This window comes from Paenibacillus sp. JQZ6Y-1, assembly GCF_040719145.1.
Classification (GTDB): Bacteria; Bacillota; Bacilli; order Paenibacillales; family Paenibacillaceae; genus Saccharibacillus; species Saccharibacillus kandeliae.
The window spans coordinates 22,275-47,926 of sequence record NZ_JBFDUZ010000011.1; the positions used below are offsets into that span (position 1 = coordinate 22,275).

Annotated in this window: 13 protein-coding genes and 1 other RNA gene; 13 read left to right on the top strand and 1 reads right to left on the bottom strand. The window is 48.5% G+C overall.

The features are described 5' to 3' along the window. Positions 1 to 272: 272 nt before the first annotated feature. Positions 273 to 8,972 (top strand): S-layer homology domain-containing protein, encoded by an 8,700-nt coding sequence (locus ABXR35_RS23755; RefSeq protein ID WP_367064554.1) that lies wholly within the window; start codon positions 273 to 275, stop codon positions 8,970 to 8,972. A 232-nt stretch (positions 8,973 to 9,204) separates the two neighbouring features. Further along, on the top strand, positions 9,205 to 11,262 hold the full coding sequence (locus ABXR35_RS23760) for a bifunctional diguanylate cyclase/phosphodiesterase (protein ID WP_367064555.1): 2,058 nt from the start codon (positions 9,205 to 9,207) through the stop codon (positions 11,260 to 11,262). Between the two features lie 2 nt (positions 11,263 to 11,264). Here the strand turns inward: ABXR35_RS23760 and ABXR35_RS23765 are convergent, their stop codons facing one another. Continuing rightward, a complete protein-coding gene (locus tag ABXR35_RS23765) occupies positions 11,265 to 11,948 on the bottom strand; it encodes a DNA-3-methyladenine glycosylase (RefSeq protein WP_367064556.1) in 684 nt (227 codons plus the stop codon). Positions 11,949 to 12,171: 223 nt separating this feature from the next. Here ABXR35_RS23765 and speE point away from each other — a divergent pair, with 223 nt between their 5' ends. From speE to dnaX, 11 genes are all read left to right on the top strand, one after another. Beyond that, the gene (gene speE, locus ABXR35_RS23770) at positions 12,172 to 13,002 is read left to right on the top strand and encodes a polyamine aminopropyltransferase (RefSeq protein ID WP_367064557.1); all 831 of its coding nucleotides are present in this window, start codon (positions 12,172 to 12,174) and stop codon (positions 13,000 to 13,002) included. A 234-nt stretch (positions 13,003 to 13,236) separates the two neighbouring features. Beyond that, positions 13,237 to 13,650: a YwiB family protein gene (locus tag ABXR35_RS23775; protein ID WP_367064558.1), complete on the top strand. Its 414-nt coding sequence runs from the start codon at positions 13,237 to 13,239 to the stop codon at positions 13,648 to 13,650. Positions 13,651 to 13,762: 112 nt separating this feature from the next. Further along, positions 13,763 to 15,442 (top strand): arginine--tRNA ligase, encoded by a 1,680-nt coding sequence (gene argS / locus ABXR35_RS23780; RefSeq protein ID WP_367064559.1) that lies wholly within the window; start codon positions 13,763 to 13,765, stop codon positions 15,440 to 15,442. A gap of 237 nt (positions 15,443 to 15,679) precedes the next feature. Further along, positions 15,680 to 16,243, top strand: coding sequence for a DNA-directed RNA polymerase subunit delta (gene rpoE / locus ABXR35_RS23785; RefSeq protein WP_367064560.1), 564 nt, complete (start codon positions 15,680 to 15,682; stop codon positions 16,241 to 16,243). A gap of 459 nt (positions 16,244 to 16,702) precedes the next feature. After that, a complete protein-coding gene (gene pyrG / locus ABXR35_RS23790; protein ID WP_367064561.1) occupies positions 16,703 to 18,304 on the top strand; it encodes a CTP synthase in 1,602 nt (533 codons plus the stop codon). Positions 18,305 to 18,778: 474 nt separating this feature from the next. Next, entirely contained in the window at positions 18,779 to 19,159 is a 381-nt protein-coding gene (locus tag ABXR35_RS23795) for a response regulator (RefSeq protein ID WP_367064562.1), read from the top strand. Positions 19,160 to 19,362: 203 nt separating this feature from the next. Continuing rightward, positions 19,363 to 20,217, top strand: coding sequence for a class II fructose-1,6-bisphosphate aldolase (fba, locus tag ABXR35_RS23800; protein ID WP_367064563.1), 855 nt, complete (start codon positions 19,363 to 19,365; stop codon positions 20,215 to 20,217). Positions 20,218 to 20,450: 233 nt separating this feature from the next. Beyond that, positions 20,451 to 21,710, top strand: coding sequence for a UDP-N-acetylglucosamine 1-carboxyvinyltransferase (gene murA / locus ABXR35_RS23805; RefSeq protein ID WP_367064564.1), 1,260 nt, complete (start codon positions 20,451 to 20,453; stop codon positions 21,708 to 21,710). Positions 21,711 to 21,943: 233 nt separating this feature from the next. Next, complete coding sequence (gene rho / locus ABXR35_RS23810; RefSeq protein WP_367064565.1) at positions 21,944 to 23,317, top strand: transcription termination factor Rho; 1,374 nt, start codon at positions 21,944 to 21,946, stop codon at positions 23,315 to 23,317. Between the two features lie 102 nt (positions 23,318 to 23,419). Beyond that, positions 23,420 to 23,686: signal recognition particle sRNA large type (ffs, locus tag ABXR35_RS23815), an RNA gene on the top strand. 209 nt (positions 23,687 to 23,895) lie between these two features. Beyond that, positions 23,896 to 25,629, top strand: a complete 1,734-nt coding sequence (gene dnaX, locus ABXR35_RS23820; RefSeq protein ID WP_367064566.1) for a DNA polymerase III subunit gamma/tau — start codon at positions 23,896 to 23,898, stop codon at positions 25,627 to 25,629. Positions 25,630 to 25,652: the final 23 nt, after the last annotated feature.

The following is a 25,652-nucleotide window of genomic DNA, read 5'->3' on the forward strand; positions in this document are numbered from 1 at the left end:
CTCATTTACGTGAATATTTGATCCTATATGGAAATATAGTAAAAAGATCACCTTATTTTTTATAAATAAGGTGATCTTTTTTTACTTTACTGGCGAAAAAAGGAATAAAGGGGGTAATATACATTATTAATACTAAAATAGGAAAATAAGGCTATTAATTAAACAACTGTTTTGAGAGACAATGGGGATATGAGTTTCCTAGATTTTCCCAAACCGTCAACCCGTCGACCCAGTCACAATTACCCACAACAATCATTAAAGGGGCGAAAGAGATGAGAAAAAAGGGGTATTCGCTGTTTATTATTTTCCTAATCTTCAGTATGGTGATCGTAAACTTCCCCGGTCACGCAAGTGCTGCAGGTGCACTTCGAATCACATCACTTAACGGACAGAATGTAGCTGGTCAGACGACAACGCTGACTATCAGCTATGAACCGGGTATTCAATTAAATCTGATCGGAAGTATGGTGTTTGAACTTCCGGCAGGGATCACCGCTGTGGCTGGCGATGAATTTAACGGCACAGCAATTCCAGCGAGTATGATTACCAACAGTGGTAGAACGATTACTTTAAGCGGCACGCTCTTACTTAATCTACTTGCCAACGATACATTAACGCTTAAAACAAAAACGCTCCCCGCTGCAGGCACATACACTATTACAGCGTATACCAAAAGTACCCTCAATGTGACAATTGGCGAATCGACGCAACAGAACACATTTACCGTTCTGGCAGCAACACCTGCGCCAACTAGCTCGCAAATTAGCGTCTCCAATCAAATGTCCGGTACATCCACAATCACCGTAACCGGGCAAAATCCTACCGATCTTATTACTGTATATAATGCTAGCAATCAAGTGCTTGGTACAGCAACCGTAAATGCCGGAGGCACGGCAGTTGTTTCGGCTACGCTTACACCGACAGGTGGCACCATTGGCGTAACTGCCAAACGTGGTACAGCGGAAAGTACACGTACCAGTGTGACGTATAGCGCAGCGGTATTAAGCGCTGTTCCATCCTCCAGTATCAACGTACAAAATAACTACGGCAATAGCGATACGATTACCGTATCTGATATTAGTGCTGGCGATCTCGTGACGGTCTATGCCTCTGGCACATCGATCGGCACAGCAACTGCCAATAGCAGCGGTGTGGCTACAGTCACTGCCCCTTTGACTGCAACCGGCGGCACCGTTAATGTTACCCGTACGCGCAGCGGTGTGGAAAGCGCCTCCACTGCTGTTACCTATGGCGCAGAAACAGTTCCTCCTATTGCTTCTGCGAATGTTTCGATTGCCAATTCGTATGGTGGTACATCCACAGTCACTGTCAACAATTTGAAAGTCGGCTCTATTGTTACTGTTTCTTCAGGAGCGACTGTACTTGCTACAGGTACAGCGACATCGGCAACGCTGGTGTTGCCGGTTGTATTGGATGCGACTGGCGGCAGTTTGAATGTCAGTGTCAAAGAAGGATTGCTGCAAAGCGCCACTACGACGCTCACCTATCCTTCCATTACTGTTCCTGCTATTGCCTCTGCCAATATTCAGGTGAATAACAATTCCGGCAATGCCGATACGGTGTCGATTACTGGTCAGGTTGCTGGCGATGTAATCACTGTATATGACGGAAGTGGTGTGCTGGGTACAGGCACAGTCAATGCACAAGGCAGCGTGAGTGTGCCGGTCACATTGACTCCGCTCGGCGGCTCTATCAATGTGAGTGTGAAGCATAATGAAGTGGAAAGCCCGGCGACCGCAGTTGCCTATCTGGCTGAAGTAGTTACTCCACTGCTCAGCAACCAGATTTCGCTAGGCAGTATTGTTAACGGTCAGATCGTTGTCACTGTGAATGGGTTGACAGCAGGCGATTTGATTCGAGTATATGGAGCGGGAGAAGTATTGGGAACTGCAACTGCTACAGCAACTGGTTCAGTCGCTATTCCCGTTCGAGCCAATGCACAAGGCGGAAGCTTGAATGTGAGCTTGACGCGCAATGGTATCGAGAGTTTGGCTACTTCGGCAATGTATGGTTCTATCGTTGTCGATCCGGTATTGATTGGCGATGTAACGATCACCAACAATGCGGGTGACAGCGACACCGTAGTTGTAAGAAATCAGACGGCAGGCAATATTGTGACTGCTTATGCAGGTGGTAGTGTACTTGGTACAGGTACAGTTGCCAGCAATGGTACAGCTACCGTTAATGTAAAATTAAATCCACTTGGCGGTAGTGTAAGTGTCAGTATTACCAGTCAGGGTGTAGAAAGTGCTGTCCTGCCTGTGGCATACGTGGCTGAAGTGGTGCCGCCGTTAACGGCAGCAAGCATCAATGTCAAAAACAATTCGGGTAATGATGATACCGTATCCGTCAGCGGTTTGACGAGCGGTGACGTAATCAAAGTATACGGAAATGCCACGCTGCTTGGTACAGAAACCGTAGCCGCAGGCTCCGCTAGTGTTAGTGTTCCAGTCACGCTGATTCCGGTTGGCGGCAGTGTGAGTGTAACATTGACACGCAACGGTGTAGAAAGTGTACCAACGCTGACGGCGTATGTGGCGGAAGTCGTCAATGCGATTCCAGCTGAACGTATTACAGTTACGACAGCTATTGGCGCATCCGCTAGTGTTGCAGTTGATCAATTGCAGGAAGGCGATATTGTCAATGTATATGCAGACGGTACGCTGCTGAGTACCGGTACAGCGAATGCACAAGGAGATGTACAGCTGGAAGTCTCCCTTTCTTCCAATGGCGGTATGGTCAGTGTCACTTTAGTTCGTAATGGCATTGAAAGTGTGCCGACACTTGTCAATTATGATGCGTTGCTTGTTCCATCCATTGTGGCGCAAAATGTAAATCCACAAAATAACTATGGAGATGAGGACATTGTAACAGTAACCGAAGCGAGCGAAGGGATGGAAGTTATCGTGTATGGCGATGACGATACCGTTCTTGGCACGGCAACCGTTCCAGCCTCACTTCAGGTTTCCATTTCGGCAACTCTCATTCCAACAGGCGGTACAATCTACGTGTCTCAACGCTATTTGGGTATTGAAAGTGACAAAGTGGCTGTGCAGTATGCGGCAGAAGTAGTACCGCCGATTCCTGCCAATTTGATCACCATTAACAATATTTCGGGTACGCAAGATACCGTTGGATTTACGTCGCTTGTTGCTGGCGATCTGATTACGATTTATGAGAACGGTGCTGTGCTGGATACCGGTACAGTGGCGGCAAATGGTACGCTTTCCCTTGCTGTAAAACTGCAAGCACAGGGGGGCATACTATCGATTACACGTACGCACAATACGATTCAAAGTGCAGCTACTATAGTCAATTATGATGCCGAGCCGGGTCCTATACTGAATGCAGACAGCATCAGTTTGGTTAACAACACCGGTAATAATGATAGTGCATCAGTGAAAGGCTTGCAGCCGGGCGATACGATCCGTATCTTGGGAGCGGACGACACTGTTCTGGGTACAGCGATTGCCGATAGTACGGGAACAGTCAACTTCCAGCTGCAGTTACTGCCAGCAGGCGGTGTCGCTTCGGTAATTCTGATTCGCGCTCAACTGGAAAGTACGCCGGTACCGGTAACCTATCCAGCAGAGCCAGCAGCGCCGATTGATTCGCCACAAGCGGCAGTAGATAGCATTCAAGGTGATCAAGGAACGATCACCGTAACCGGCATGCAGGCGGGTACGGATGCTAGAGTGTACGATCAGGATGATGCGTTGCTTGGTAATGCTACAGCAGATGGCGGCGGCAAAGCTGTCGTTACGTTCAAATTCCTGAAAGCACAGGGCAAACTGTTTATTCGTGTACTGGCAAATGGTACAGAAACAACTATTAGTACGTTTGACTATCAAAATGTAGTGATTGAACCTGCACCAGATACCACGCAGGCAGTACTGACAGACATTGTAGGCGCTCAAGGCACCGTAACAATTACTGGTGCACAAGCAGGTGACGTACTGAAAGTGTACGGACCAAATGGCAATGTACTCGGCACAGCTATAGCGGATAGTCTCGGTGGTGCGCTGATTACCTTTACATTCCCAACGGCTGACGGTCAATTGGTCGTAACATCGACTCGTACCGGTGGTAACGGGGAGAATGAGGTGACAACGCTGGATTATAGCGGTGTGGATATTCCAGCCATTCCGCAGCCAATCGCAGCCTTGACTAATATTACTGGCAATCAAGGTACCGTAACCGCCAGCAATCTGGCAGCGGGACAAACAGTGACGGTCTATGACGACAACAATGCGGTGCTGGGTACAGCAACAGCGGGAGCAAACGGCGAAGCGATTGTTGCCTTTGTCTTCCCAACAACCGACGGAACATTGACGGTTGTAGCCAACATTAACGGAACAGATACAGAGATTGCGTCGCTACCATACAGTGCAATCCAGATTCCGACAACGCCTTCGCCACAAGCGGCACTGGGCAATATTAATGGTAATCAGGGTGTTGTTACTGTTACCGGCGCAGCTGCTGGACAAACAGTACGTGTATATGGAGCGGACAATGTACAACTGGCAGAAGTGACCGCAGATGGTAACGGCGCAGCCGTTCTGCCACTCATCTTCACCACAGCCGACGGTACACTCTCTGTACGTACAGTTAGTAATGGCGTGGAAACGGAAATTAGCACTTTGCCATACAGCGACATTGATCTACCAACTGTAGATCCGGCAGCTGTCATCAGCGATATCAACGGAGCAGCCGGAACGGTAACCGTAACGGATGCACAACCGGGCGATATTGTAAAAGTATATGGTCCGAACAATACCGTACTGGGTACTGCTACAGCAAACGGTACAGGTACAGCAGTGATCGACTTTACCTTTACCACAGCAGATGGCACGTTGACTGTCACCTATACACGCGGTGGTACTGAAACGGAGATTACAACCTTGCCGTACAGTGGCGTAGATATTCCAGCTACTCCGCAGCCAATCGCAGCATTGACCAACATTAGTGGTAATCAAGGTACGGTCACTGCTAGCAATTTGACTGCTGGACAAACAGTGACAGTCTATGACGACAACAATGCGGTGCTGGGAACAGCAACAGCGGGAACAAACGGTGAAGCGATTATCGCTTTTGTCTTCCCAACGACTGACGGCACATTGACCGTTGTCGCCACTATCAATGGAACAGATACAGAGATTGCGACACTGCCGTACAGTGGCATCGACATTCCAGCGACACCAACACCGGAAGCAGCACTGGGTAACATCGATGGCGACCAAGGTGTTGTCACCGTAACAGGCGTGACTGCGGGGCAAACGGTTCGTGTCTATAGCGATGCGAATGTACAACTGGCAGAACTGACCGCAGATGGCAATGGAGCAGCGGTGTTACCAGTCACTCTTCCGGGAACCAGCGGTGAGTTGTCGATTCGTACAGTTAGCAATGGAACCGAAACGGAGATCGCGGTTCTACCATACAGCGGTATCACACCACCAACACCGACACCAGCAGCCGTTATTAGTGATATTAACGGAGCAGCCGGAACGGTAACCGTAACAGATGCACAACCGGGCGATATTGTAAAAGTATACGGTCCGAACAATACCGTACTGGGTACTGCTACAGCGAACGGTACAGGTACAGCCGTGATCGACTTTACCTTTACCACAGCAGATGGCACGTTGACCGTTACGTATACTCGTGGCGGAACGGAAGCCGAGATTACAACGTTGCCGTACAGTGGCGTAGATATTCCAGCCACTCCGCAGCCAATCGCAGCATTGACCAACATTAGTGGCGATCAAGGTACGGTCACTGCTAGCAATTTGACTGCTGGACAAACAGTGACAGTCTACGACGATAACAATGCAGTGCTGGGAACAGCAACAGCGGGAACAAACGGTGAAGCGATTATCGCCTTTGTCTTCCCAACAACTGACGGAACATTGACCGTTGTCGCCACTATCAATGGAACAGATACAGAGATTGCGACACTGCCGTACAGCGGCATCGACATTCCAGCAACGCCGACACCGGAAGCGGCACTGGGTAACATTGATGGCGACCAAGGTGTTGTCACCGTAACAGGCGTGACTGCGGGGCAAACGGTTCGTGTCTACAGCGATGCGAATGTACAACTGGCAGAACTGACCGCAGATGGCAATGGAGCAGCGGTGTTACCAGTCACTCTTCCGGGAACCAGCGGTGAGTTGTCGATTCGTACAGTTAGCAATGGAACCGAAACGGAGATTGCGGTTCTACCGTACAGCGGTATTACACCACCAACACCGACACCTACAGCTACAATCAGCGACATTAATGGAGCCGATGGTGTGGTAACCGTAACAAGCGTTCAACAAGGCGATATTGTTACGGTATACGGTCCGAATAACGAAGTACTGGGCACAGCAACTGCGAACAGTACTGGTACAGCCGTGATTGACTTTACCTTTACAACAACCGATGGCACATTGACTGTCACCTATACACGCGGTGGTACTGAAACGGAGATTACAACCTTGCCGTACAGTGGCGTGGATATTCCAACCACTCCGCAGCCAACCGCAGCGTTGACCGACATCAATGGCGATCAAGGTACAGTTACCGCCAGCAATTTGACAGCGGGACAAACAGTGACGGTATATGACGACAATAATGCCGTACTCGGCACAGCAACAGCGGGAACCAATGGCGAAGCGACTATTACCTTTACGTTCCCAACGACTGACGGCACATTGACCGTTGTAGTCACTATCAATGGAACGGATACAGAGATTGCGACACTGCCGTACAGCGGTATCGACATTCCAGCAAATCCAACACCGACCGCCGCATTGACTGACATTGACGGCGATCAAGGTACAGTGACTGCTACGAATGTAGTGGCTGGACAAACGGTACGTGTCTACAGCGATACCAATGTTCAATTGGCAGAAGGAACAGCTAATGCGAATGGTACAGCGGTTCTGACCTTTACGTTCCCGACGGCGGATGGTGAATTGTCCGTACGAACCGTCTCGAACGGAACGGAAACCGAGATTTCAATACTGCCATACAGCGGTATCGACATTCCAGCCAATCCAACCCCAACCGCCGCATTGACTGACATCGACGGCGATCAAGGTACAGTGACTGCTACGAATGTAGCCGCTGGACAAACCGTACGTGTCTACAGCGATACCAATGTTCAATTGGCAGAAGGAACAGCTAATGCAAATGGCACAGCGGTTCTAACCTTTACGTTCCCGACGACGGATGGCGAGTTGTCTGTACGCACCGTCTCGAATGGAACCGAGACTGAGATTGCGACACTGCCATATAGCGGCGTCGATATTCCGACAACACCTGCACCATCTGCTGATCTGACTAATGTAACGAATGATCAAGGTACAGTCACTGTAACGGGTGCAACTGTCGGACAAACGGTACGTGTCTACAGCGATACGAATGTACAACTGGCAGAAGGCACTGCCGATGCGAACGGTAATGTAACTCTGACCTTCACCTTCCCGTCCTCGGATGGCACATTATCCGTACGTACGGTAAGCAATGGAGCCGAAACGGAGATTGGCAGCCTGCCGTATAGCGGCGTAGTTATACCGGAAACTCCGCAGCCAACAGCGGAATTGACCGATACTAGCAATGGACAAGGTACAGTGACCGTAACTGGTCTGGCTCCGCAGCAAATCGCACGCGTATACAGCGATGCGAATGTGCAGCTGGCAGAAAATGCAGCCAACAATCAAGGTACTGCCGTACTGACCTTTGCCTTCCCATCTTCCAGCGGCACATTGTCTGTACGCAGTGTCAGCAATGGCGTGGAAACAGAACTGAATACACTATCCTATAGCGGTGTAGTAGTACCGGGTGATCCGGGCAATCCAGATAACCCGCAGGCAACTTTGATCAATTCGCAAGGTAACCAAGGTACTGTTCGTGTCAATGGAGTTCTGACCGGCGATACCGTAACTGTTCAAAGTTCCGTATATGGACAAGGTACGGTTGAACTGGCAAATGTCACCGTGGATGCGGATGGCATCGTGGACATCAGTGTACAATTCCCTGAGTCCTCTGGGCAGCTGGTTGTTACACTGAATCGTGGTGGTACAACCACAACTGTCGGTACGATTAGCTACAATACGGGTGGTGGTAACACAGGCGGTGACGATGATGACGATTCTGTACCTGCCAACCGTATTCCGGGTCAGCTGGGCTGGCCATATGGCACAGACACCACCGGTACAGCTGCTGGAACCGGAGCTACACCGGCAGAAGAAACGAACAACGGAACAACGCCAGCGGAAACCACTACGCCAACCACATCAGGCAACAATGATGTCGAAGCAGCTAGTACCGACGGAACCGAAGCAGCTGAGGAGCTTCCGTCTGGCATCAATCTGACAAACAGCGATGTATCTGACTTTATCGATACTGCCGGACATTGGGCACAATCCGATATCGCCCGTCTGCATCGTCTAGGCATCGTACAAGGGATCGGTGGCAACCGTTATGCACCGAATGCAACGCTGACCCGTGCACAATTTGCACAAATGGTTAGCAATATGCTGCAACTGAACGCTAGCGGCGGAGCAGCTGGTTATTCGGACGTACGTGATGCCGCATGGTACAACAATGCGATCAAAGCAGCAACCGCATCGGGATTAACCGATGGCTACACTGACGGTTCCTACAAACCGAATCAAAAAATTACGCGTGAAGAAATGACGCATATTATCAGCAACACCCTGCGTTATCTTGATTCTGAGAAATCGTACAATACCGATGCAGACAAAGTACTATCTTCGTACAATGATCGCTCCAAAGTCGGTAATTGGGCACGCAATGATCTGGCACTTGCTATCGATCAAGGGCTGATCAAAGGTAGACCGGGTGGAACCATCGATCCAAAAGCCAATACTACACGTGGCGAAGCAGCAACGATTCTGGCTCGTTTACTGGATCAAATGAACGACAAATTTAACATTAAATAATGGATGTGAATTCCGCATTCATGTGATGTACTAAGAACCGTATTACAGTATGGAAGACGGCCGTTATGCTATCCGTAGCGGCCGTCTTTTAATTTTTTTAATAGTTAATGACATCTATTACGAAACAAAGTGAATAAACCGTTGTAATATAGAGAAGATGATTTAGAAACTTAGCGAGAAATCCAATATACCTTTGTGAATGAACCTGAATGTCTGACCTAAGGAGGATGCCATGGAGGATATGCATCTTAATTACAACAGCTGGATTATCGGGCTATCCGTCCTGATTTCCATTGTCGCTTCTTATATTGCCCTCAACCTAGCAAGCAAAGTGTCGCAAACACATGGGAGAAGTAAAGTAATCTGGCTTTGCCTTAGCTCTTTTGTAATGGGTAGCGGTATCTGGTCGATGCACTTTGTCGGCATGCTTGCCTTTCATTTTGACATGCCTGTAAATTACGACATTGTGCTGACTATGCTTTCTGCTATGGCGAGCATTGTCGCATCCTTTGTTGCATTTACCGTCAAGCTTAACCCGGCGCAAAAGGTATGGAAGCCTATGCTGGCAGGCATCATTATGGGATGCGGTATTGTCGCTATGCATTATACCGGCATGCAAGCTATGCGTATGGATGCGATGATTAGCTATACACCATCATATGTTGTGTTGTCGGTATTTATTGCATTACTAGCTTCCTACGGCGCGTTATTTTTGTTTCACAAATTCCGCGATAAACCGGATTACAGTCATTGGAAATTGATCAGTGCGATCATTATGGGCTTTGCTATTTCTGGTATGCACTATTCTGGCATGGCAGCGACCAATTTTCACTATATGGCTGGGATGAGCAGTAATATGGAGACCATCTCATCGTTATCTGCTAGTCAGGTGCTGTTAATTACGGGGGTGTCGATCGTCACCTTTAGCATTTTGTCAGTATCATGGGCTGCGGTGTTTGTAGAGCGGCATTTGCTGGAACGAATGGCATACAGCGATCCGTTGACTTCGCTGCCGAATCGTCACGGCTTGCAGCGTTATTTTGAAAAGGTATTTGATGCTCACACGCAAGGCGCCGTGCTGTTTCTTGATTTGGATCGCTTCAAATCGATTAACGATACGCTAGGTCATGATATGGGTGATGAGCTGTTGATCGAAGTATCGCGGCGATTACGCGAATGTATTATCGCTGAGAAAATCGTCGGTAATGAGCAGGTGTTTCGTTTGGGCGGAGATGAATTTCTGATTGCGACAAGCAATATGAATCCAGCGCAGGCGATTGCTCTGGCAGAGCGCATTTTGCAGTCGATCAAGCAGCCCTATCATCTGTCTGGTGATCAGCTGTTTGTTACTGGCGGCAGTATCGGTATTGCGCTAGCACCGGAGCATGGCTATGATCGCACATCGCTGATGCGTGCCGCGGATACCGCAATGTATGTATCCAAAAACTCCGGCAAAAACCGCTACAGTATCTTTAATGAAGATATGAATAAGCGCCAAATTCGCCGTATGGGTCTGGAAAATGATCTGCGTCAGGCGCAGGATAACAATCAGCTATTTATCGTATATCAACCCAAATGGGATTCCCAGCACAATCAGCTGGTTGGCATGGAGGCGTTGCTGCGCTGGCAGCATCATGAGTTAGGTCTTGTATCGCCGGGTGAATTTATTCCGATTGCGGAAGAGACTGGATTAATCATCCCAATGACGTATTGGATGATTGGGCAGGTATGCGAGCAGAATTTGCGCTGGCAGCAGGAGATGGATGTCATGGTGCCAATCTCGGTAAATATGTCAGCACGGATGTTTGAGAATCCGCTATTTGCGGGCAGAGTGGAGCGGATTGTGCAGCAAAGCGGCTTATCGCCGCATTATCTGGAGCTGGAGATTACAGAGTCAATCGCTATGAACAGCATGGAGGGAACGGTGGAACAGCTCAAGCATATCCAATCGCTGGGCATCCGTGTATCGCTGGATGACTTTGGTACCGGATACTCCTCGCTGGGTCGCCTAGATGAGATGCCCGTCGATATTATCAAAATGGATCAAATCTTCGTCCGCAAAAGCGATCAGACGTCCAAGCAGGCAATCGTCAGTACAATTATTGCGATTGCGCGCAATCTGGAGTTAGAGTTAGTGGCGGAAGGCGTGGAAACCGCCGAACAACTTGCCTTTTTACAATCAAGAGGCTGCTATCTGATGCAGGGCTTTTATTTTGGCAGACCGATGACCGTGATGCAGATGAATGAATGGTTAAAAGAACGCGTACTCAATATGCCGCTGGCAGAGTGAATTCACTTTGTACAGCGGTTTTTTATTTGTCGGCATACTTGTTCATCATCCGGCAGAGTGAAGACTTGCGGGGTCTTATTTTTTACTGATAGATACGTATGATCCTTGATGTAAAAGCGCCACGGATACGCCGCATATTCTTCAGCATAATCAATATTAATGCGTGGTCCGCACTCAATGACGAGTTTCTTGAGCTCTTGCTCATCTGCCTGCTCCAACCGCAGCTGTGCGCCGCTGGCGAGCAAATCAATGCCGTTCAACGATTTATCAATGTCCAGTGCGCGGCATAGCTTCCCCGGGCCGTTACATAGCGTTTTAAGCTTGCCGGGAGGTAGATTGCGCAGTAGCAGCATCAACTGCTCATCTCGACTCGTTAATGGCTCGACAGCACGGATTAATACCGCTTGCGGATCATCCTCCGGTCCGGTTACTACATTCAGACAGTGGTACATGCCATAGATGAGGTAAATGTATGAAATACCACCTTGACGGAACATCATCTCCGTCCGATTGGTGCGGCGATTGCCGTAGGCGTGGCTGCCTTTGTCCTCGGCACCGCCATAGCTCTCCGTTTCCACAATCCGGCAACGAATGTCTCCGGCAGGCGTGATGCGTCTAATAATCTGCCCTAGCAGTCGCGGCGCGGCTTCCCGCGCAGGCAATTGAACGATTTGCTGAATATCCATGTCAGGCTCCTTTGCATAATAGATGTAGATACGTTCCAAATGGGGCATCCACTGATTACGATCGAATGGCACGGTTCACGCTTAATCAGCAGCTTGTCAGAGGTCAGTATCCCTTTTGCAGTGAATGTACGGATGTCGTATAATGCGAAATGAACGATGTAAAGCTATGGATGCGATGGATCTTTTAGATACAACGATACTTTCATGAAAAGAGGGACTTTCTATGGAACTGTGGTACACGGAAAAACAAACGCCCGTATTCGGCATTACTGCCAAAATCCGCGAAACACTGGTCACGGAGCAGACCGAATTTCAGGATTTGGCGATGATCGATACCGAAGAATTTGGTCGTATGCTCGTACTGGACGGCATGGTCATGACGACGGTGAAGGATGAGTTTGTTTATCACGAAATGGTCGCCCATCCAGCCCTCAATACACACCCCAATCCTCGACATGTGCTGGTCGTTGGCGGCGGTGACGGCGGAGTCATCCGTGAAGTGCTCAAGCATCCCGAAGTGGAGAAAGCCGTATTGGTTGAGATTGATGGCAAAGTCATCGAATACTCCAAAAAGTACCTGCCTGAGATTGCTGGTGAACTGGACAACCCGCGTGTTGAAGTTCATGTTGCCGACGGCTATATGCACATTATTGAAAATAAAAACGCCTATGATGTGATCATGGTCGACTCTACGGAGCCGGTTGGTCCGGCAGCCCCTTTGTTTGAAAAAGGCTTTTACCAAGGCATCTACGAAACGCTGCGCGAGGATGGCATCTTCGTCGCTCAGACCGACAACCCATGGTTCAAAGCTGAGCTGATCCAGCAGGTCAATCGCGATGTCAAAGAAATCTTCCCGATTGTACGCGTGTATGGTGCCAACATTCCGACCTATCCAAGCGGACTGTGGACCTTCACCATGGGTAGCAAAATGTACGATCCGCTAGAAGTGGATGAATCCTCCATTCCTGAGATGGATAGTAATAAATATTATACCCCGCGTCTGCACAAGGCTGCATTCGTACTACCCAAATTCGTCGAAGATCTGTGCAAATAAGCCCAACAAGCCCCAAACCAGCAGTCATCCGTGCGATGCACAGGACTGCTGGTTTTTGCACTCTGCGGCATCCTTACCCTTTGCGTATGAAAACCTTAACTTTTTCAACGAAAATGCGGCTTTCCTGTCGATAAGATGGTACAATAAGAAGGAGTGCGCTTATTGAATTTGCTATGAAGATGTTCTATATTCAACAAGCCAAGTCAGAGGAATATCCGAAATGGAGCTGGATGTATGACGGAAGCCAATCAGGTGCGACTGACGCTGCGTAGTGAGCAGGACGGCGAAAGCAGCACAACCGAAATGATCGGTCAGGTGTTTATGAAAGGCAGTAGCCTGTATGTTCGTTACACCGAGCCACAGCAGCCACCTCAGCAGGAAGTCCGTACCACAGTGAAAATCAGTAGCGACGAAATCAAAATCATGCGTCATGGCGGTGTCGAAGCCGAGCAGACTTTCCGACCGGGAGAGCAGCTGACCGGATTTTATCGATCGCCTTTTACCCGTTTTACACTGGAGACGAATACGCGGGCGATTCACAATGAATTGGACGGAACGACGGGCAGCATGATCTGGGAATATGATCTGTACGCATACGAACAATTGAACGGACGCTTTAAGGTCAGTCTGCATATTGAGATGCTATAGTGTTCTCGGTACATGACCCTCAATCATAAACGCACAACCTGCCGTGAGGCAGACCCAAGGCAAGTCCGATCGCATGATCTGGTAGTGCCCTATACAGGAGGAACGTTAAACAATGACTGCTAATCCACTGGAACAAAGCCGCAATCTGGTTAGAGAGGCTGTACACGCTGCCGTGCTATCCGCCGGTATCGTTAGCGCCGACGAACTGCCAGAGGTTGCGCTTGAAGTGCCAAAAGACAAAAACCACGGCGATCTAGCGACCAATATCGCTATGCAGCTGACGCGTATCGCTAAGAAAAATCCGCGTCAAATCGCTGAGAGCATTATCGAGAACCTGGACCTGAGCAAAGGCGGCATCGAGCACGCCGAGATCGCTGGCCCGGGCTTTATTAACTTTAAACTGAACAAAAGCTATCTGTATCCGGTTATCGAGGCGGTTCATACGCTAGGTGACAACTACGGACGTATTGAGCTGGGCAAAGGTCAGCGCATCGAAGTGGAGTTTGTCAGCGCCAACCCAACCGGCAGCTTGCATCTTGGTCATGCACGCGGTGCCGCATTTGGCGACTCGCTGTGCAACCTGCTCGACTTCGCTGGTTATGAGATGACCCGCGAATACTACATTAACGATGCGGGGAATCAGGTGTCCAACCTGAGTCTGTCGATCGAAGCGCGTTATTTGCAGGAGCTGGGTCAGGATGCTCCGATGCCAGAAGATGGTTATCACGGCGAAGACATTAAGGGCTTTGCGCGTGAACTCGTTGCTGAGAAAGGCGACAGCCTGCTGTCCCTGTCCTCTAGCGAGCGCTCCGACTTTTTCCGTGAATACGGTCTGAGCAAAGAATTGGACAAAATCAAACGCGATCTGCAAGCATTCCGTGTCGGCTTTGACATCTGGTATAGCGAGACTTCGCTGTATGAAACCGGACGCGTGCTGGACGCGCTGGATGAGCTGCGCGAACGTGGTCAGATTTTTGAAGAGGACGGCGCAACATGGCTTCGTACGACCGATTATGGCGATGACAAGAACCGCGTTCTGATCAAAAATGATGGCACTTATACGTATCTGACACCAGACATCGCGTACCACAAAGATAAATACAACCGCGGCTACGACCGCATGATCAACATCTGGGGCGCCGATCACCACGGTTATATCCCGCGGATGAAAGCAGCCATGCAGGCACTGGGCAATGACCCGGAAAAATTGACCGTACTGATTGCACAAATGGTCAGCCTGTTCCAAAACGGCGAAAAGGTCAAAATGTCCAAACGTACCGGTAAAGCCGTAACGATGGAAGACTTGATGAGCGAAGTGGGCGTGGATGCGGTTCGTTATTTCTTCGCGATGCGCAGTATTGATTCGCATCTGGATTTCGATATGGATCTGGCGGTGTCCACTTCCAACGAAAACCCAGTATTCTACGTACAATATGCACACGCGCGGATTTGCAGTATTTTCCGTCAGGCAGAGGAGCAGGGCATCGTATTGCCAGAGCTGTCGCAAATCGACTTTAGTCAGCTGAACACTGAGCATGAATACGACCTGCTGCAAAAGCTGGGCGAGCTGCCGAACGAGATCGCTGTGGCGGCGGAGAACTTCGCACCGCACCGTCTGATTCGTTACGTATATGAGCTGGCATCGCAGATGCACAGCTATTACAAAGCCGAGCGTACGCTGACTGAAGATCAGCCGAAAACGCTGGCGCGTCTAGCATTGCTGGGTAGCGTTCGTACCGTTATCGTCAATGTACTGCGTCTGGTTGGCGTATCTGCACCAGACCGCATGTAAGGCAGCAACAATCGTCGCACTATGCCGATTATTGGCGTTCTGCGGCGATGAGGTATCCCAAATGCCCTGTTTTTTGTAAAAAACTTGATTTTTGCAGGCAAATGGGTTTAACTTATCTCAGCATTTTGTATAATGTATCGTATAGTCTGACAACGCCTGTCTCCGCGGACATGATGCAGGATCATCCCGGAGTGAAATACACAGCCTGAAACTGGATCTGAGAGGAAGTGTCCGTAAGTGAGCACACCGCAAGAACTGAAGATCAACCCGGACAAAGTGCATGAGATTCCAATGGTGGATCTAGCCTTTGCCGTTCTGAAAAAAATGAATACCCCGTTGTACTACCGTGACCTGATGAAGGAAGTGGCAGAACTGCGCGGCTATACCGAAGAGCAGATTACTGAATACATCGCCCAGCTCTACACAGAATTGAACATCGACGGTCGTTTTGCTTGTGTCGGTACCAATCTGTGGGGTCTGAAACGTTGGTATCCGCTGGAGCGTGCGGAAGATCCAATCGCGAACGCGAAGCGTCCACGGATCATCAATGATGATAACGACGATGACGATATCGAAGACGACGAATTCAACAATGAGGACGATAGCGCCGACAATGCGGACGAAGACGATGAAGTAGAAGAAGATAACTACGACGACGTGGACGAAAACGATGACGACGATATCTACTCCGATGATGACGAAGATAGCGAAGACCTTGTCATTGAAGATGAAGACGACGAGGATGAAGAGGAAGAAGAAGAGGAATATAACGACGAAGAGGAAGACGAAGACAATCGTTAATATTTCAAAAGCCTGCCCGGTAGCCCGGACAGGCTTTTCTTTTTAGGTCATTTTAGCATACAGAGGACGGAGATTTGAGGTTCTTCTTCAAAATGTCCCAAGCAGTAGATGGGCTGATAGCGGTTTCATATCACACCGTACAAATCTTTCGCCGATATATCTTGACATGCAATATAGAGACAGAGTAAACTATTGCATGGGCTTATGAATTAAACCTATAAACACACATATATCCAGCGTTTTTCAGCTGAATTAATAAAAGTGCCCCGTCACTACGGGTGTCACTTTTTTTGTTTTTTGTGAGTGATTTCCCCTGTGCATTTTGTATAAAAGGCGTGCAAAAACAGCGTATCCGGTCATCTTTTCGAGAGGCTGTCCTGAGGTCTGCTGCATTTGCAAGCCATGCTTTATACATCGTGCGGTGTTTGAATTTCTGGATAATAACTAGGAGGTAATATTGTGACAAAGTATATTTTCGTAACAGGTGGCGTCGTATCGTCCCTCGGCAAAGGGATTACGGCTGCATCGCTGGGCAGACTGCTCAAAAACAGAGGCTTGAAGGTAACGATCCAGAAATTCGATCCTTACATCAACGTGGACCCGGGAACCATGAGTCCATACCAGCACGGTGAAGTATTCGTAACCGATGATGGCGCTGAGACGGATCTTGATCTGGGTCACTACGAGCGTTTTATCGATATCAACCTGTCCAAAAACAGCAATGTAACAACTGGTAAAGTCTATTCCTCCGTTATTAGCAAAGAGCGTCGTGGTGAGTATCTGGGCGGAACAGTACAAGTTATCCCGCATATCACGAATGAGATCAAAGAACGTGTTTTCCGTGCAGGTCGCGAATCCAACTCAGATGTCGTTATTACCGAGATCGGTGGTACGGTTGGTGATATCGAGAGTCTGCCATTCTTGGAAGCGATTCGTCAAATCAAGAGTGATGTTGGTCGTGACAACGTAATGTATGTACACGTTACCCTGATCCCTTATATCAAAGCTGCCGGTGAAGTGAAAACGAAACCGACTCAACACAGTGTAAAAGAACTGCGCAGTATCGGTATTCAGCCAAACGTGATCGTTTGCCGCACCGAATACGAACTGTCTGAAGATATGAAATCCAAAATCGCCCTGTTCTGCGACATCGATGCTAATGCTGTTGTAGAATGTCGCGATGCATCGTCGCTGTACGAAGTGCCGCTGAACCTGCGTGACGAAGGTCTGGATGACATCGTTGTGAAGCATCTCAAGCTGGACACGCCAGCACCAGATATGAGCGAATGGGAGCAACTGCTCGGTCGCATTCAAAATCTGGAGAAAACCGTCGAAATCGCGATTGTTGGTAAATATGTAGCGCTGCATGATGCGTACCTGAGCGTCGTTGAATCGCTGTCCCACGCTGGTTACCATGCCAATGCAGATGTGAAACTGCGCTGGGTGGATGCAGAGGAATTGACCGATGATAACGTAGCTGAAAAGCTGAGCGGTCTCGGTGGTATCCTTGTTCCGGGTGGATTCGGTGATCGCGGGATCGAAGGTAAAATCAGTGCGATTCGTTATGCACGTGATAACAACGTTCCGTACTTCGGCATTTGCCTTGGTATGCAGGTAGCTGTCATTGAATATGCGCGTGCGCTTGCAGGCATGGATGGTGCGAATAGCTCCGAGATTAACCCAGCTACACCATATCCGGTCATCGACCTGCTGCCAGAACAAAAAGACATCGAAGATCTGGGCGGTACAATGCGTCTTGGATTGTATCCATGTAAACTGCAACCCGGTTCTCTGGCAATGGAATGCTACGGCGAAGAGTTGGTATACGAGCGTCACCGTCATCGGTATGAGTTCAATAACCAATATCGCGAGCAAATCGAGAAAGCTGGCATGAAAATCTCCGGTACTTCCCCTGACGGTCGACTGGTAGAGATCGTGGAAGTTCCTGATCACCCATGGTTCTTGGCGGTACAATTCCATCCAGAATTCATTTCCCGTCCGAACCGTCCACAGCCACTGTTCCGTGAGTTTGTCAAAGCTTCTATCGCTCACCAAGGATAACAGCGTCGGGTTTACGATTATACGTTTAAATTGCATTTTGCGCAACCATCCGTTTCCTGTCATGGGAAATGGGTGGTTTTTTGCATATACAAATAGCATGATATTCATGGATAACCCCATATCTTTGAGACATGAATCATTGTATGCTATAGATGTAGAAACACGTTTGTTGTTCGCTCCCACCATGAGGCAACAAACCGCCGTACATATAGCGTTTCGCCTATATTTCGCGTACACACTGGATGTAGACGAAATGATCGGATTTTTCGGCAAGATGCAGGATTTGTACGAAAAACGGCGAATCCTATAGATTATGTTATTGCAAACAAAGTCTGGTGATTTCTGACGGATAATGTAAGTTATAGCTCATCCGGCTCATAAGACCAGTCACCAACCTGTAGTTCGTCATCATTCTGAATAGCAGCAGTCATGTACATCGGAATACGTCAGCATAGAAGAAGGGAAAGGTGACAGATGGAACAGAAGAAGATATTGATTGTAGATGATCAGACCGGAATTCGGATTCTATTGATGGAATTGTTCGGCAATGAAGGATATGAGATGTTTCAAGCAGCCAACGGCAAGGCGGCACTTGAAGTAGTAGAGCAGGATTCGCCTGATCTAGTACTGCTGGATATGAAGATTCCTGGCATGGACGGATTGGAGATTTTGCGCCATATCAAGACGACCCATCCACATATTCATGTCATTATGATGACTGCGTACGGCGAACTGGATATTATCCAGAAGGCAAAGGAACTCGGTGCGCTGAGTCATTTTACCAAGCCGTTTGATATTGATGAAATGCGTCAAGCAGTAGATCGCTGTTTGCGCGGTAGTAGTGTGGATCAGTAAAACAGGAAAAGGGCGGCATTTTGCCGTCTTCTTTGTTATGCAAATCGTTGTTATTTCCATGAAAATCGACATCAATCTGTGCAAATTGTTTGTTTAGTATTTGAAGTGGGTTGTGTTATAATAGGCACGTATGCAGTAGCGGCTTACACAATATGGGACATACCGGATAGGATGTGCCCAATATATTTGAGGAGGATGTCATTATGCCATTAGTATCTATGACAGACATGCTGAACAAAGCACTTGAAGGAAAATATGCGGTTGGTCAATACAACATTAACAACTTGGAGTGGACACAAGCGATTCTGGGCGCAGCGGAAGAAGAAAAATCCCCAGTTATTCTTGGTGTATCCGAAGGTGCAGCTCGTCACATGGGCGGCTTCACTACCGTTGTCAAAATGGTAGAAGGTCTGCTGCACGACATGAAAATCACTGTACCAGTTGCAATCCATCTGGACCACGGTTCTAGCTTTGACAAATGTAAAGAAGCAATCGACGCTGGCTTCACTTCCGTTATGATCGACGGTTCCCACCACCCAATCGAAGAAAACATCGAAATGACCAAAAAAGTCGTTGAATACGCACACGCTAAAGGCGTTTCCGTTGAGGCTGAAGTAGGTACAGTCGGTGGTCAAGAAGACGACGTAATCGGCGGCATCATGTACGCTGACCTGCAAGAATGCGTACGCATCGTTAAAGAAACAGGTATCGACACACTGGCACCAGCACTGGGTTCCGTACACGGTCCTTACCACGGCGAGCCTAACCTGGGCTTCAAAGAAATGGAAGAAATTCGTGATGCAGTTAGCCTGCCACTCGTACTGCACGGTGGTACTGGTATTCCGAAACACGATATCGACAAAGCCATTTCTCTGGGTACATCCAAAATCAACGTAAACACTGAAAACCAGATCGCTTTCGCTAAAGTAGTTCGCGAAGTTCTGGCTGAAAAACCAGATGCTTACGATCCACGTACATTCATCGCTCCAGGTCGTGAAGCGATCAAACAAACTGTTATCGGCAAAATCCGTGAGTTCGGTACAAGCAACAAAGCATAATTCGCTTTTTGATTGAGCATAGTGTATATTACAGTATGCAGAAGTTAAAACAGCAGCATTTGTCGCAACGATCGTAACTTTTATATGCAATATGCGTTTAATTGAATAGGTTGAATTGGGAAGTACACCGCGCTGACGGTGTCTTTCCATTTTAACCGCTAATTTCACCGTTAAAATGCAAACACAACCATCGTTTTATCGGCTGCAAAACACGTAGGGGGATACTAAGCTTTATGGAAAAATTGATGATCAGCGGCGGAAGTCCGTTGCAGGGAACTATCACCATCAGTGGTGCAAAAAACAGTGCCATTGCGCTTATTCCTGCGGCATTGCTCGCCGAATCGGAAGTTGTGCTTGATAACCTGCCACTTCTGAGTGATGTAGCAGTTTATGCAGAGATTTTGGAGAATCTAGGCGCAAAGGTAACTTGGAATGAAGCAGACAACGAAATGCGTATTGATCCAAGCAGCGTCAGATCTATTCCGATGCCTAACGGACCAGTCAAAAAATTAAGAGCATCCTACTATATGATGGGTGCATTACTCGGACGTTTTGGAGAAGCCATTATCGGCTTGCCGGGCGGTTGTAACTTTGAACCCCGGCCGATTGATCAACATATCAAAGGCTTTGAAGCGCTTGGCGCTACTGTAACCAACGAACACGGCGCTATTCATCTGTATGCCAAAGAATTGCGCGGTGCTAAAATTTATCTGGACGTAGCCAGTGTCGGTGCGACCATCAACATTATGCTGGCGGCTGCAAGAGCCAAAGGCCATACCATTATTGAAAACGCGGCGAAAGAGCCTGAGATTATAGATGTAGCAACATTATTGAATGCCATGGGTGCTGTAATCAAGGGTGCCGGTACAGAGACGATCCGCATTGAGGGCGTTTCCGAAATGCATGGCTGCAAACATTCCATTATTCCTGACCGTATTCAGGCAGGTACGTATATGATCGCCGCAGCAGCAACACGTGGCGATGTGATTATTGACAACGTAATCCCTAAGCATCTGGAAGCGGTAACGGCGAAGTTACTGGAAATGGGTGTGCATGTGGACGAGCTGGACGAGGGCATTCGTGTACTCGGCAAGTCTTCCTATACGCATGTAGACGTCAAAGCACTGACCTATCCGGGCTTTGCGACGGATCTGCAATCTCCTATGACCAGTCTGCTCACCCAAGCACAGGGCGTGAGTGTATTGAGTGACTTTGTATACAGCAGCCGGTTTAAGCATGTACCGGAACTGGTACGGATGGGCGCCAAAATCAAAGTCGAAGGTCGCTCTGCCATCATCGAGGGTGGAGAACTGAACGCAGCCAAAGTCAAAGCGATGGACCTACGTGCTGGTGCAGCACTTGTCATTGCTGGCTTGACTGTACCAGAAGGCGTGACTGAGGTGTCTGGTGTGGAATTTATTGACCGTGGATATGACCATCTCGTAGATAATTTGCGTCATCTGGGCGCGAATGTATGGAGAGAGATGCTGTAATCTGATTTGCATGCAAACCCGCCATAATGAATGTCCCTCTTACCCGGGAGGAGAGCTCTTTTGTATTTTCTGAAATACATACCTCTTGAATATCTCCTCCCCACAATGGGTAATGCTATCCTAAATGAATGGATTTGGAATCTGTCCACTCACCTTCTGAATTATTCCCAATATCTTCTCTATGTTCTTTTAACATCTAACATCCCGACTAAAATTGAATAGGTGGTTATTTTATGGATTTACAAATTGCCGATCTGGAAGAAATGAAGCTAACGGATCTATACAAGTTAGCGAAACAATACCAGATTCCTTACTATGGACAGCTAAAGAAAAAAGAGCTTATTTTTGCTATTTTGCGTGCACAGGCAGAGAAAAGTGGATTAATGTTTATGCAGGGCGTACTGGAAATTCTGCCAGAAGGCTATGGCTTCCTTCGTCCGATTAACTACCTGCCCAGCGCTGAAGATATTTATATTTCTGCATCCCAGATTCGCAAATTCGATCTGCGTACCGGCGATCTTGTTTCCGGTAAATGCAGAGCACCCAAAGAGAATGAACGCTACTTCGGTCTGCTTCAGGTTAATGCAGTCAATGGCACTAGCCCTGAACAAGCGGCGGAACGATTGCACTTCCCGGCTCTCACACCCCTCTACCCACAGAAGAAACTCGTACTGGAAACGGCTCCGAACAAATTGTCCACTCGGATTATGGACGTACTGGCTCCTGTTGGCTTAGGGCAGCGCGGTCTGATCGTAGCACCTCCCAAAGCAGGTAAAACCCTTTTACTCAAAGAAATCGCCAACAGCATTTCGACAAACAACCCGGAAATTGAACTGTTTGTGCTGCTGATCGACGAAAGACCGGAAGAAGTAACTGATATGCAGCGCTCTGTCAAAGGGGAAGTCATTGCTTCCACATTTGACGAATTGCCAGAAAATCATATCAAGGTAGCGGAACTCGTTTTGGAGCGTGCACTTCGTCTGGTAGAGCACAAAAAGGATGTCGTCATCCTGCTCGACAGTATCACCCGTCTTGCGCGTGCCTATAACCTAGTAATTCCACCTTCTGGACGTACGCTCAGCGGTGGTATTGACCCAGCAGCGTTCCATCGTCCCAAACGCTTTTTCGGCTCGGCACGGAACGTTGAGGAAGGTGGCAGCTTGACCATTCTCGCTACAGCGCTGATCGATACCGGCTCCCGTATGGACGATATCATTTACGAAGAGTTTAAAGGAACCGGTAATATGGAGCTGCATCTGGATCGCAAATTGTCCGAGCGCCGTATTTTCCCGGCAATCGATATTCGTCGCTCCGGTACGCGCCGCGAAGAAGACCTGCTCGCAAAAGAAGAGCTGGACACTATCTGGCATATCCGCAAAAATATGAACGAAACGCCAGACTTTGTCGAAGGCTTCCTCAAAAAGCTGCGTAATTCCAAAACAAATCAGGAATTCCTTGCTTCCTTTGATACGACTGAAGATAACCGGAGCAATGGATCAGGCAACAGCTCCACTGGTAAAAAGGCATCCACTGGTTCCAGTAGCAATTCCAGCAGTAACGGTCGCCGTACGACTCGCTCTACCGCTACATCAGCTACGACGAACTGATCCTATACAATCCTACTCGCTTTGGTCGCTAACAGTGTCTGCGCGTGTGCAATTCAGATACCGGTTGCAAAGTGAAGTTGCGTCAAGTATAATAATGTAATGCCGTGCTAGATGGGGAGGTAGCGGTGCCCTGTAACTCGCAATCCGCTATAGCGAGATTGAATTCCTGTCATAGGTATTGTCGATGTGAGGCAGGTATCTGAGCGCAGTGTTGACGGATGGGTCCTTCGCAAGGGACACCTGTGAATCTGGTCAGGTCCGGAAGGAAGCAGCCATAAGCAGTTTCGTTCTTGTGCCGAGGGAGTGCCTATCCCGAGCTGTTGCTCAGAAGAACCGTTTGGATCGCAATTATCGAAGACAGGTGCACGGTATATTATACAGCTTATTCAAAACACCTTTTGCATGCAGCAACAGGTGTTTTTTGTATGTAAAATAAGCCGTTGCTGGTTTTGTTGAAGGTGGATTTATAGTATAATTGAAGGTAGGATATTTGCTTTTGACACGCATTTTCAGACAACATGAACCCGGTGTAAATGAAGCCGGAATAAAGCAATCCATAGCGAAAGGAAGGTAAGCAAGTGGAACATATCGCACTTTATCGTGCTTGGCGGCCGCAGTCGTTTCAGGACATGGTAGGACAGCAGCATATCATTCAGACACTGCAGAATGCCATTCGGGAAGAGCGTATATCACATGCGTACCTGTTTAATGGACCAAGAGGAACAGGGAAAACGTCCGCTGCCAAAATACTGGCAAAGGCGATCAACTGTGAAAAAGGCCCTTCTGTTGAACCTTGTAACGAGTGTGAAACTTGCAAACGGATCACCTCGGGCAATATTATGGACGTGCTGGAGATTGACGCCGCATCCAACCGGGGTGTGGAAGAGATCCGCGACCTGCGGGAAAAGGTAAAATATGCGCCAACTGAAGTTCGGCGTAAAGTATACATTATTGACGAAGTCCACATGCTCACGACGGAAGCGTTCAATGCGCTGCTGAAAACGCTGGAAGAGCCGCCGGGGCATGTGGTCTTTATACTGGCAACAACCGAGCCGCATCGCTTACCAGCGACGATCATTTCACGCTGTCAGCGTTTTGATTTTCGGCGTGTATCGCTTCAGGAGCAAACCCAGCGACTGCAATTGATTGCCGGTCAGGAAGGATTGGAAGCGGAACAAGATGCACTGGAATACATTGCACGTCTATCTGATGGTGGAATGCGGGATGCACTGAGCATACTGGATCAGGTATCTGCCTTTACCGAAGGCAAGATCACCTATCCGCAGGTGCTGCAAATGACCGGTGGGATTGCCTCCGAGCAATTTGCTGAGCTGGCTACCGCATTACAGCAGGGCGATGTGGGTAAAGTATTGCAGATGGTTGAGTCCTTTATGCAGGAAGGCAAAAGCGCCGACAAGTGCATGGAGAATTTACTCTACTATTTCCGTGACGTACTCATGATCAAGATGATTCCACAGGCAGCCGATCTGACTGAGCGTATGCTGAACCCAGATAACTTCCGCGAGACTGCAGCGTCATTCAGTCGCGAGCAGTTATTTGGCATCATTGATACACTCAATCATTACCAGACTGAGATGAAGTATGCGACTCAGCCGCAGATGCTGTTTGAAGTTGCACTGCTCAAGCTGAGCGGAATTGTTGAATCCGGTGGCACGGCAGGTGGGAACGTAGCAGCTTCAACCTCTAGTTCCCCTGCGGACGCTGGCGAGATTCGTCAGCTCAAGCAGCAGCTCGCTGCATTGGAGCAAAAGCTGGAGAAGGCGATCAAAGCAGGTGTTGGTGGTGGCGATTCGAGTGGAGGCGCAGCAGCCAATACCGGACGCCGCGCACCGACGCCGCGTATCTCTTCAGCTGCCAAAATCCCGTCGCAAATGAATCACTATGTGGCGAATCGCAGCCATGAGAACTTTACCAAAATCTCAGGCTCTTGGAGCAAAGTGCTACAGCGTGTGAAGGAAGTCAAAGTGACCATTCACGCTTGGTTCGTCAACTGTGATCCGGTATCGATTCATGAGGATGCGATACTGGTTGCCTTCAAGCATGACATGCACCGCGAGACGATTGAAAAAGCGGCGAACCGCGAAGTCATCGAATCTGTATTGCAAGAAGTGTTGGGCGGCTCGTATCGTCTAGTGACCATGATGCAAAAAGATTGGATGGACGCCATTGAAGGAACAACCGAGCAGCCTGGCGAAGAATTGAAGCTGGAGCACGAAGAAGAACAAGGCGAAGCCTTGATTGATGAAGCCATCCAGCTGTTTGGCGAAGAACTTGTTGTTATTAAGGAATAACTAGACACCATAACCAATTCAAA